Consider the following 11,922-nt stretch of genomic DNA (forward strand, 5'->3'; position numbering starts at 1 on the left):
CTAGCTAACCCGCCCATTCCTTAGAATAGCGAGAATAATAATCAGCGCAGACGCTGAGAAAGCAGTATGTGTAGTCGTGTTTTTAGGCATAGTGGTTAAAAACAGTGTGCTGCTAGTGAGTATTTAATGACCTGAGTATCCTGCGCACGAAAAAGAAAGTCAATGGATTTTTGGCGTCTATGTATTTGTGTTTCCAACGTTGTTTGGTCGCGCTATGCTTCAAATGTCATGCTATTTTGTAGCGTATTGCTCGAAGTCTTTTGTGATGTCTTCCAGGCTTCTGCCCTTCGTTTCAGGGAAGAATTTAGCCACTAATATTAAGCTAAGTAGAGCAAAGCCGCCGTATATTGCAAACGTTGCGGCGGCACCTAAGTTGGCGAGCTCCCATGGAAATATCACTTGAACCAAAAAGCTGGTAAGTGAGTTCACCATGCCCACCAACGAAATGGCCAGGGCACGGGTTTGGTTGGGAAAAATTTCGGCGAGCATTGCCCACATGACGGGGCCCAAAGACATAGCAAAAGACGCAACGAATGCAATAATGCCAAACAGCACTAAGGGAGCATTCATATTAATGCTGCTGGTAAGTAACGGCTGTTGATAAGTGTCGAATTCGTCGCTTGAAAGCACACGCTTAAGAGCGCGTTTAAACGCCACGTCTGAATAATAGGTGTCGCTAGTTAACGGGGCTAACTTACTTGCTGAAGCGGGCGCGCTATGTTGAATTTCAACAATGGCCGATTGCTGTATTTGGTAAGTCGCTTGTTTAAAGCCATAAGTGCAAATAGCCATGCTGATAACCACGCCGGTTAGTCCTATTATCAACAAGGGTTTTCTGCCCCACTTGTCGATAGTAAGCATGGCCACAAGGGTAAACGCCACGTTTACCACCCCAATCAATACAGCCTGCATAAAGGCGGCATTCGTGCCTACACCGCTTTGCTCAAATATAGTGGGGGCGTAAAAAAAGATAACGTTGATGCCGGTAATTTGTTGGGCAATGGCAATGATGATGCCCACCATCAAAGGAAAACGCATGGCTTTGGTTTTTAGAAAGCCGAGGCGTTCGCGCAGTGGCCACGATTTTTCTTTAAGGGACGAGGAAATGTCTTCGACCAGCACCTTTGCCTGTGCGTGGTCGAACAAGCGGTTTATGACCTGCTCAGCTTCTTGGTGCTTGCCCTTTAACACTAACCAACGAGGGCTACGAGGTATAGTGAACAACAGGCTAAACCATACGATGGCAGGCACAATTTCTAGGCCCAACATATAGCGCCACAAATGGGTATCAATGCCCCATTCATTCACCCAAGGCGCACCGCTGTTACTAAGCTGCAATAAATAGTAGTTAGTGAAGTATGACAGAGCAAAACCAAACACGATATTAAGCTGATTGACCGAGACCATTTTGCCGCGGTTTTTTGGCGCACTGATTTCTGAAATATAGAGTGGCGCGATAATAAGCGAGCAAAATGCGATGCCCCCAATAAAGCGAGAGAGCACGAGCAGCTCGAAATTAGGCGCGAGGGCCGAACCCACCGATGAAAGCAAATAAAGAAAAGCAAAAAGAATAAGTGCTTTTCGTCTGCCAATAGCATCGCTAACGCCGCCTGCAAATAACATGGCGATAAGAGCACCGAGCGTAGGCGAACTTACCACAAAGCCTTGTTGCCAATCGCTTAAGCCAAATTCTGCATCAATAAACCCATTAGCTCCTGCTATTACACTGGCATCGAAGCCGAATATAAACCCTCCTAGAGAGACAATAAGTGTGTAATACAGCGACGGAGACAGGGCTTTATTCATTTTATAAGTTGCCTAATGTGTCCCTATCAATCATCTCTGGAACGAATAGATGCTCAATCGGAATGGGGCTTTTAATGTCGTAAACATGTTCTAGCACCCAGAAAGCCGCCATTTCGCCCATTGCGTTAATAGGGTTATTGATAGTCGTGAGTTTAGGGTAAAGGTAGCGTGAAAAAAGCACGTTATCGAAACCGATAATGGAAAGCTGATCTGGAATATCAAACCCCGCTTCCCGTGCGGCTGTCATTGCGCCTGATGCCATTTCATCGTTTGCACAAACAAGTGCAGTTAACTCAGGGTAGTTTTCCTGTAGATAGAGCATGCCTTCTTGGCCCGAAGACTCATGGAAGTCACCTTCAAACATGCTAGTTTTGGCAAAAGGAATTCCAGCCTCTTCTAGCGCTTTCTTGTGGCCAGAGAGACGGTCGCTCGCGTCTTTTTTAAACAGCGGGCCGCTAATATAAGCAATGTGTTTGTGGCCGGCGTCGATAGCCGCTTTTGTCGCTAGATAGCCACCTTGCTCATTGTCGACGACAAAGCAGTTTTCATCTAGTTCATCTACTTTGCGATTTATCACAACAACAGGAATTTTACTGTCGACAAGCTTTTTCAAGTAGTCATCGGACACGGCTTCCGCGTGTAAAATTAGCGCGTCACAGCGGCGGCTTTTTAAAAACTCAATGGCCTCGTGCTCTCGCTTTTCGTCAACGTGCCCAGCAGTAATAATGACGTGTTTGCCATTTTGTTTGAGTACGTTTTCAACGGTACTCATCAAATCACCGAAGTAAGAGCCATGCAGTTCCGACACAAGCAATCCAACGCTGTTGGTCCGGTTCGATGCCAGAGACTGCGCAATAGCGTTAGGCTGATAGCCTAGCGATGCCATTGCGTCTTCTACCTTTTTACGGGTGCGTTCGCTTACCTTCGCGTTTCCATTCATAACACGAGAAACGGTAGCGAGAGATACGCCTGCTGCTTCTGATACTTGGTAAATTGTTGCCATACGGTTTTTGGTACTTGTCCTTATTTGATACCGCTAATGTACCCATTTATCCGGCTCTTCACCAGTTTTGAATAAGCCAAAGCACTTTGTTTTAACGTGCGTTTTTGGGTTTTGTAATCGACGTAAACAATGCCAAAGCGCTTTTTGTAGCCTAGCGCCCATTCGAAGTTGTCCATTAAGCTCCAAGCAAAGTAGCCTCGAATATCAACACCTTTTTCGATAGCACTATTCACCGCATTAAGATGGGTATGAAAGTATGCAGTGCGATCGTCATCATTTACCTCGCCATTAACAAGCTTATCATCCATAGCGGCACCATTTTCAGTAATGTAAATAGGTGGCAAGGTGTAACGTTGGTGAAGGTCTACGAGTAATTCGGTAAATGCATCAGGTGTGATTTCCCAGCCCATTGCGGTTAATTCAGTGGTTGTTGGTGGAACCACTTCAAACCAATCGTTATCAGTACCTTCGTACACCGTACGGGTGTAGTAGTTAATTCCCAAATAGTCGATGGGTTGCGAGATGATCGCCATATCACCTTCGTGAATATCAGGCTTATCTGCATCATCAAGTCTATCGATTACCTCAGGATACTTACCTTCGACAATGGGCGTTAAGTACCATTGGTTGTGATAATCGTCAGCGAGCTGTGCTGCACGCTTGTCTGCTTGAGAATCAGTGGCGCCATGACAGGTACTGAAATTAAGAACGATGCCGTTTTGGCTATTAGGGCAATACTTATTCAGTACCTTTAAAGCTAAACCGTGAGCTAGAAGCAAGTGATGGGCAGCTTTTCGGCCGTTGCCAACACCTGTTATTCCAGGTGCGTGGATACCGACTTCATAACCTAGGTAGGCTGAGCAAAATGGTTCATTTAACGTGGCATAAGCATGCACTTTTTCGCCCAGCGCGTTTGCTACCACTTCAGCATACTGTGCGAATGCGTAGGCTGTATCTCGATTTAACCAGCCCCCTTGGTCTTCTAAATACTGAGGCAAGTCCCAGTGGTAAAGCGTAACGAACACTTTCATACCGCGGCGCTTAAGCTCATCAACCAAGTTGATATAAAAACGAATGCCTATTTCATTCACGGTACCGTCTTGGTTCATCACACGAGGCCAAGAGATAGAGAGTCGGTAAGCGTCCACACCTAAATTATCGATAAGCGCAACATCTTGTTTCCATAATTCAATGTGTTTACATGCTTCATCGCCGTTAGTGCCGTCCTCGATGGTATTTTCTTGGGCGCAGAACGTGTCCCAGATACAGTCTAAGCGACCGTTCCGGTCGCCCTCTATTTGAAAGCTAGAGGTAGCCACACCAAACAAAAAGTCTTTCGACAACATCATTGAGTTGGAGGGTAAGTTAATTTCTTGCATCTTAGGGGTGTCCTGGCATTAACAAACTTTTCATATTGGCCGCATATTCATTTGGTCAAATAACATGATATTTACATTGAATTAGAAAGCGCTTCATGTAATTATTTACTCCATGTAAGCGCTTACAAAAAATTTTAAGGTTAGATGTAAGCGCTTTCAAATGTAAATGTAACATTAACTAAAAAAATAGCAACAGAGGTTACCCGTGGACATACCAGCGCAACCGAATACGCAAGATGGCGACAACACTGTTTCTAACGGTAATTATCGCTTTGCTCTTATCTCTCTCACTACATTATTCTTTATGTGGGGTTTCATCACTTGCTTAAATGACATTCTGATCCCTTATCTCAAAGGGGCTTTTAATTTAAGTTTTACCCAAGCAATGCTTATTCAGTTTTGCTTTTTTAGCGCCTATTTTATTGTCTCTCTTCCAGCGGGCATGGTGGTGTCGCGAATAGGGTATCAAAAAGGCATTGTACTAGGGCTTGGCATCGCGTGTGTGGGCTGTTTGCTTTTCTTTCCTGCTGCTTCTAGCCAAGTGTATGCCGTTTTCCTCTTAGCGCTATTTGTTCTGGCGTCGGGTATTACTATTTTACAGGTGTCGGCAAACCCTTATGTAACCGCGCTAGGAAGCCCCAAGACTGCGTCTTCCAGGTTAACTATGACACAAGCCTTTAATGCTTTTGGTACAACCGTCGCCCCCTTCTTTGGTTCGTACCTAATGTACGGCGCGACAGGGGAACACGGCGCAGGCTCACCGAGTGCTTCTGATGTGCAAGTGCCCTACCTTATCTTAGCGGGCACCTTGCTGCTACTTGCGCTTATTTTTATGTACTTGAAACTGCCAAAGCTAAACCACACCAGCTCTAATACCGGTGTGTTTAAAGGAGGAGCCTGGCATCACAAACACTTGGTGTTAGGTGCTGTTGGTATATTCATGTATGTAGGTGCTGAAGTTGCTATTGGCAGTATGTTGGTTAATTACTTGGCTAGCCCTGCTGTTGGTGGGCTAACAGAAGCGAAAGCAGCGCAACTTCTCGCCTATTACTGGGGCGGCGCTATGGTAGGTCGCTTTATTGGCGCTGTCGTTATGCAAAAAGTTTCCGGAGGCTACGTGCTAGCCTTCAATGCGTGTATCGCTATTGCATTGATATTGTTGTCGATTTCAAGCACGGGGGATTTAGCGCTGTGGAGTATTTTGGGTGTAGGTCTGTTTAACTCAATTATGTTCCCTACCATATTTAGCTTAGCGCTCCATCAACTGGGCAAAGACACGCCACAAGGTTCAGGCATTTTATGTTTGGCCATTGTCGGCGGTGCCATTATTCCGCTATTACAAGGAATGCTGGCCGACTCGATTGGGGTCACGTTGTCATTCCTATTACCCGCTTCGTGCTATCTCTACATTGCTTACTATGGCCTTGTAGGAAGTCGCGTATCTAAATTTCAAACCACTGAAAAGTAACGAGGATTAATCATGCGAAAAAGTCTAATCGCGAAGGTTGTTACAGGCGCATTAGTAGGTGTTTTAGTCAGTGCTTGCGCAACCGATGAAGACGCTTCTTCAGTTAACAGTGCCTTAAAGAAAACGAATAAAGCCAGTGAGATCTGGCCCAAGTTAGATATCGAAGTAAAGTCAGACTCTGCTGTTGAAAAAAAGGTTTCAGATATTCTTTCTACCATGACCCTGGAACAGAAAATTGCGCAGATGATCCAGCCAGAAATTCGCAATATTACTGTTGAGGATATGCGTAAATATGGGTTTGGTTCTTATCTTAACGGCGGTGGTGCGTTTCCTAACAACGACAAGCATGCAACCCCTGAAGATTGGGTAGCGCTTGCCGAGAAACTCTATCAAGCCTCGGTGGACGACAGCCTAGATGGTTCAAGTATTCCTACCATGTGGGGTACCGATGCCGTGCACGGTCATAACAATGTTATTGGTGCGACCTTATTTCCCCATAACATTGGTTTAGGCGCGGCTAATAACCCAGACTTAGTAGAGAAAATAGCGCATATCACCGCGAAAGAAGTGATGGCAACGGGCATTGATTGGGTATTTGCGCCCACGGTTGCCGTTGTACGCGACGACCGTTGGGGCAGAACCTATGAGAGCTACTCTGAAGATCCTGCGATTGTAAGAGAGTATGCTGCTTCAGTTGTTAAAGGTCTTCAAGGTTCTGCTGACAAAGATTTCTTAAGCGACCAGCGTGTAATCAGCACAGTAAAACACTTTGTGGGTGATGGCGGTACTGTTGGCGGCGACGATCAAGGTAACAACGTGGCTAGCGAACAAGACCTGTTTGATATTCACGCGCAAGGTTATGTGGGTGGTCTAACGGCTGGTGCGCAGTCGGTTATGGCATCGTTTAACAGCTGGAATGGCGATAAGCTTCACGGCCATAAATATCTACTAACCGACGTGCTGAAAGACCAGATGGGCTTTGACGGTTTTGTGGTAGGTGACTGGAACGGCCATGGGCAGGTGAAAGGGTGTAGCAACGAAGATTGCGCCCAAGCTATTAATGCAGGTTTAGATATTTTCATGGTGCCAAATGACTGGAAGGTACTATACGACAATACCCTTGCACAGGTGAAAGATGGCACCATAGCGATGTCGCGCATTGATGATGCAGTGCGTCGTATTCTGCGTGTAAAAGTGCGCGCAGGCCTTTTTGATAAGCCAAGCCCAGCAAATCGTCCTTTATCTGGCGATCGTTCTTTAATTGGTAAAGCTGAGAATCGTGAAATAGCGGCCCAGGCGGTACGTGAATCGCTAGTGCTACTTAAAAATAAAAACAAGACCCTGCCACTATCTGCGGGCAAGCGCATATTGGTTGCCGGTGACGGCGCCGATAACATTGGCAAGCAGTCCGGTGGATGGAGTATTACGTGGCAAGGTACCAACAATACTAACGATGACTTCCCGGGTGGCACCTCCATTTACGATGGTATTAAGCAGCATGCTGAAAGCGCCGGAGGAGACGCTATCCTTTCTGTAGACGGTTCATTCGAAGAAAAGCCTGATGTTGCCATTGTGGTATTCGGTGAAGAGCCTTATGCCGAAGGGCATGGCGATAGAGAAACGCTAATTTACCAACACGGCAGCAAGAAAGACTTAGCACTACTTGAAAAGCTGAAGTCACAAGGTATTCCAGTTGTATCTGTATTTATCAGCGGCCGCCCTATGTGGGTAAATGCAGAACTTAATGCCTCTGATGCGTTTGTCGCCGCATGGCTACCGGGCTCAGAAGGCGCGGCAGTCGCAGATGTGCTTTTTGGTAAGCAGGACTTTAAAGGCAAGCTTTCATTCTCATGGCCGTCTGAACCACAGCAAATTGTGAATAAAGGCGATGAAACCTATGAACCACTTCTGCCTTATGGCTTTGGGTTAACCTTTGACGCTGAAAATGTATTGAGCGATACGCTAAATACCGAAATTAAAGTGAGCACTGACAGCAATACGCCAATGGAAATCCTAAATGGGGCGGTTCAGTCTCCATGGGTGTTGTGGTTGTATTCGGGTGATGAGTCGTTAACAGTGAGTGCAAGCACGCATACTGTTGGAGCATTGACATACCGCACAGTCGATAAGGTCGTTCAAGAAGATGCCCGCAAAGTTACATTTGATGGCTCTGAGTTCGCGGCGATGCGCTTTGCAAGTAAGAGCTTTTTCCGCGAAGATTTGAGTGCGCAACTACTCACGCAAGGTGCCCTTAGTTTTAATGTAAGCCGTCATTCAGATATCACGCAGCCTGTAACTGTGGGGATGAACTGTGAAGGCGAGGGCGACGCGCCAGGAAGTTGCTCAACACAACTTGATATCAGTGAACAGCTTAAAGCAATGCCTGCTGATACCTGGACGAATGTGAGTATTGACCTACAGTGCTTTGTTGACGAAGGTATTGACTTTACCGGCCTTGTAGTACCGTTTGAATTAGGTAGTGCGGGTAAAGCAAGCTTGAGTGTGGCAGATATTCAGTTTACGCCAAATGCAGCAGAATCAGCGAGTATAAGCTGTCAAGGTTAAGCTGAGGTTACACCCCTTAACCTAAACCTTCGAAAAAGCGTCGCCAGCACATAAATACTGGCGACGCTTTTGTTTTTTGGGGTCGACAGACCTCTGCCCACCTATTTCCTACCGATCTAATTATTATTGCGCTGCGTAGCAAATTTTATTGTTACAAACGATTTGTTTCGGATGAAGCTGGTTTATGCACGCTTTTATCAATCTCGTGCTCATTCACTTCTCCAGTTTATTTACAGGGTAGTAATATGACAGAAGAAAAAACGGTTACACCACACCTCTTTCTCGCACTTGCGCCCGTTGTATTAACCCTTTTTATCTTGGGTACTCAAATATTCTACTTCGGCGTCTTTGAACCCCATATACCACTTGCCATAGGCATTGCTTTGACCAGTTTTGTTGGGACTTATCTTGGTCTGACATGGGAAGAAGTGAGAGCGGGGATATTCAAAGTTATTCATGTTGCCTTGCCATCGGTGAGTGTGCTTATTGTTGTTGGAATGATCATAGGTATTTGGATAGCCAGTGGTACTGTACCTACCATTATTTACTATGGGCTAAAGACTCTTTCTCCTCAGATTTTTTTAGCGGCTGGCATGGTTATCTGCGCAGTGGTCTCTGTTTCGTTAGGCACAAGCTGGGGCAGCGTTGGGACGGTTGGGCTTGCGCTAATGGGGATTGGCGAAGGGTTCGATATACCCATGTATTGGACTGCAGGGGCAGTGGTCTCCGGGGCTTTCTTTGGCGATAAAGTTTCACCTTTGTCAGACACAACGAACCTTGCCCCAGCCGTTACGGGTACAGATGTATTTTCGCATATCAAAAATATGATGGCGACCACCATCCCAGCCATGCTAATCGCGTTTTTAATTTACCTTGGCGTCGGCTTCTTCGTCATAGATGCCCAAAGCGTGTCGTTTGCTAAAATTGCGGGTATTACCACGGCACTAGAAGATAATTTCACCATTTCTGGCTGGGCACTATTGCCAGCACTGATTGTTATGGGGTTAGCACTTAAGAAGATTCCGCCACTTCCTGCATTATTTGCTGGTGTCGTAGTGGGAGGTGTATTTGCCATGTTTATGCAGGGGCAAAGCCTGCAGGCCGTATTCGACTATGCAAATAACGGCTACTCCATTAATACCAATATCATTGAAATAGATAGTCTGCTCAATCGCGGTGGTGTTCAGTCTATGATGTGGACTATCTCATTGGTGCTTATTGCCCTTGGTTTCGGTGGGGCGTTAGAGACAACGGGCTGCTTACGAAGCATCATTAATGCAATTAAAAGCAAAGCCAAAACCTTTGCCGGTACGCAAGTTGCGGCGGTAGGAACGGCGTTTGCTACTAACCTAGTAGCTGGCGACCCATACCTATCGGTTGCCTTGCCGGGAAGGATGTATTCTCCCGTTTATCGCGGTATGGGCTACTCTACGCTTAACTTGTCGCGGGGTATTGAAGAGGGGGGAACGCTAATGTCTCCGCTTATTCCTTGGAATGCCGGTGGTGCCTTTGTGATATCGGCGCTAGGTCTCGGTATTTCAGGCGCCAACTTGGAAAATTTGCTGTATATCCCTCTTGCTTTCGCCTGTTGGACGGCTCCCCTGATAGGAATATTTTACGCCTTCGTTGGCTGGTTTTCGCCTAAAGCTACAGATGAAGAGCGTGAACAGTGGAAAACGTCAGGCGCGGCAATTGCGAAGTTTAACAAAGATGGCACACCCATTACCGAGTAACGATGGTCCAGAGATAAAAGTAGCGTCAAAAGCAGCAGTGGTCATAGTTAAAACAAGTTGCTTATTAAAGTGTTAGGGTTAACTAACCCTGGCACTGACGTCTGTTCGCTTTGTCTAGCTTGCAATGCTTAGGCTTTTGTTAGTCATCAGGACAGAAAATACAAACTCTATTCCTACCGAATCGTTTAGCTACGTATAGTGCATCGTCACATTGATTGATTAGTGCCGATGTTTCAACACCTTTTTGATATTCAGCGATGCCAGCGGAAAAGGTTTGTTCACTGATCTCAGTAGAAATACGCAATTGTCGATAGCTATCAAGGATTGAATCTACAACTTTTTTAGCTTCGGAAGCTGAGGTTTTTGGAAGGCATAAAATGAACTCTTCTCCGCCATAGCGTCCAAAAGTATCTGTTTTTCTAATGGAGTTAGATACATGCTCGCAAAACGCTTTAAGTAAATCGTCTCCGCATTCATGGCCGTAGTTGTCGTTGATGGCTTTAAAGTTATCTAAGTCAATCAACGCTAAAGATAAATTATTTTGATAGGCTTTTGCTTGGCTAATCTCTAACTGTACAGCGCCGAGTAAACTTCTTCTGTTGCGAACGCCTGTCAGTGTATCTACGGTTGCAAGTGTTTCTTGTTCTCTTTTCAGCCTTCTTTGAACAATGTATAGATAAGTTACGAGGGCTAAAAGCACCACTAAAACCAGCGCCCCAACACTCAGAATTAAATTTGTTCTGTTGCTGTTTGCGAGTTCCACACCTGCTAATTCATGCTGCTTCTCTAAAAGTTGCAATTTTCGCTCAGCAAGGGCACTTTCATAGTAGTCGCTAAACACTTCCTCTCGATCGTCCGTCTGGTAATAAAGAGACTGATAAAAGTCTTTGCTGTCGCGCAATGCTGATATTGCCGCTTCTTTGTTTCCTGACTGCTCAAAAAAAGAAGATTGAATAGATTTAAACTGCGCCCAGTGCAAATCTGATGAGCTGTAATCAGCGCTTAGGCTGTTGATAATATTATCCATCAGTGCGTTAGCTGTTTCTAATTCACGTTGTTCTACTAGCGCTTTAAATCGAAAGATTTGATAGGTATTAATATCGTACGAGTCAGGTAGTGTGGATATAAAGTCCTCGGTTTTTTTAATTAATGCATGCGCCGCGTTAACTTTTTCTAAGGAATAAAAATACTCAATTTTTGAAACAAGACCATAGGTATAAGTATTCCAATCTTCAATAGATGTTGCGTAATCGATGAACCGTTCAAGCGTATTCAATGCTTCGTCTATGCGACCTGAATTTTCAAAACTTCTTCGTTGGCAATCAAGTGCAATTTGGTAATACCTGTGGGGACTTGCCTTGGGCCTATTGCGAAAGAATGCTTCTGCTCGTGAACACAACTCCAACGCGCCTTTATCCTCGCCTAGATAAGACATACTGAGCCCTATCTCTAGCTCCATGGTTTCGATTGCACCATCTCCAAAAAATTGTTTTTCAGATAGTGAGGGGAGTTCTTCTATAATTTTCGCGTTGTCATTTAGCGATGCTCTTATTAAGCCCATACGAGCAAGAAAGATGGATTTTGTGGCAACGGCATCAAAATAAAGTTCTTTGTCTTTGTTACGAGCAAACGCGATGATTTTGTCAATTTCGCCGTGAGCTAAACGCCACTTTTCTTGTATAGCCAAGTTATAGGCTGACAGAATTTTATGCCGGTAGTACAAAGAGGGATGGGTATTTTTTACTTCTTTAAGATGATGTGACGGAGCAAGGTGGTATTTTTCAAACCCAGTTGGATGGTCAATGATTGAGTGCAGCAAAGCGATATAAACGGATGCAACAGGTGACGGCGCAGATAAGCTTTCAGAGTCAGAAACTAATGACATCAACGCTTCTTTACTTTCGGGTTTGCTACTTATAATTTGGGAATATGCTTGGAAATATTTATCACCGCTAATCGCAAAAGTAG

Annotated in this window: 7 protein-coding genes; 3 read left to right on the plus strand and 4 right to left on the minus strand. The window is 45.2% G+C overall.

Features of this window, described 5'->3' with window-relative positions:
• Positions 1 to 231: 231 nt before the first annotated feature.
• From ACTRWF_RS10490 to ACTRWF_RS10500, 3 genes are read right to left on the minus strand one after another with little or no spacing between them, the layout of a single operon-like run.
• Positions 232 to 1,806 carry a sugar porter family MFS transporter gene (locus tag ACTRWF_RS10490; protein ID WP_015068384.1) on the minus strand — a complete coding sequence of 525 codons (1,575 nt, stop codon included), beginning with the start codon at positions 1,804 to 1,806 and terminating at the stop codon, positions 232 to 234.
• Position 1,807: 1 nt separating this feature from the next.
• Entirely contained in the window at positions 1,808 to 2,809 is a 1,002-nt protein-coding gene (locus ACTRWF_RS10495; protein WP_015068383.1) for a LacI family DNA-binding transcriptional regulator, read from the minus strand.
• A gap of 20 nt (positions 2,810 to 2,829) precedes the next feature.
• Positions 2,830 to 4,188 carry a GH1 family beta-glucosidase gene (locus ACTRWF_RS10500; protein ID WP_015068382.1) on the minus strand — a complete coding sequence of 453 codons (1,359 nt, stop codon included), beginning with the start codon at positions 4,186 to 4,188 and terminating at the stop codon, positions 2,830 to 2,832.
• A gap of 205 nt (positions 4,189 to 4,393) precedes the next feature.
• Between ACTRWF_RS10500 and ACTRWF_RS10505 the strand changes: the two genes are divergently transcribed.
• The 3 genes from ACTRWF_RS10505 (at position 4,394) to nhaC (ending at position 9,954) form a co-directional block, all read left to right on the plus strand.
• Positions 4,394 to 5,656 (plus strand): sugar MFS transporter, encoded by a 1,263-nt coding sequence (locus ACTRWF_RS10505; RefSeq protein ID WP_015068381.1) that lies wholly within the window; start codon positions 4,394 to 4,396, stop codon positions 5,654 to 5,656.
• Between the two features lie 12 nt (positions 5,657 to 5,668).
• The gene (locus ACTRWF_RS10510; protein ID WP_462835530.1) at positions 5,669 to 8,221 is read left to right on the plus strand and encodes a glycoside hydrolase family 3 N-terminal domain-containing protein; all 2,553 of its coding nucleotides are present in this window, start codon (positions 5,669 to 5,671) and stop codon (positions 8,219 to 8,221) included.
• 245 nt (positions 8,222 to 8,466) lie between these two features.
• Entirely contained in the window at positions 8,467 to 9,954 is a 1,488-nt protein-coding gene (nhaC, locus tag ACTRWF_RS10515; RefSeq protein WP_348681669.1) for a Na+/H+ antiporter NhaC, read from the plus strand.
• A gap of 139 nt (positions 9,955 to 10,093) precedes the next feature.
• On the opposite strand, the gene ACTRWF_RS10520 is transcribed toward nhaC, so the two are convergent.
• On the minus strand, positions 10,094 to 11,839 hold the full coding sequence (locus tag ACTRWF_RS10520) for a GGDEF domain-containing protein (protein WP_348681668.1): 1,746 nt from the start codon (positions 11,837 to 11,839) through the stop codon (positions 10,094 to 10,096).
• Positions 11,840 to 11,922: the final 83 nt, after the last annotated feature.

Source organism: Alteromonas sp. G5_S2_22_S1 (genome assembly GCF_054968525.1).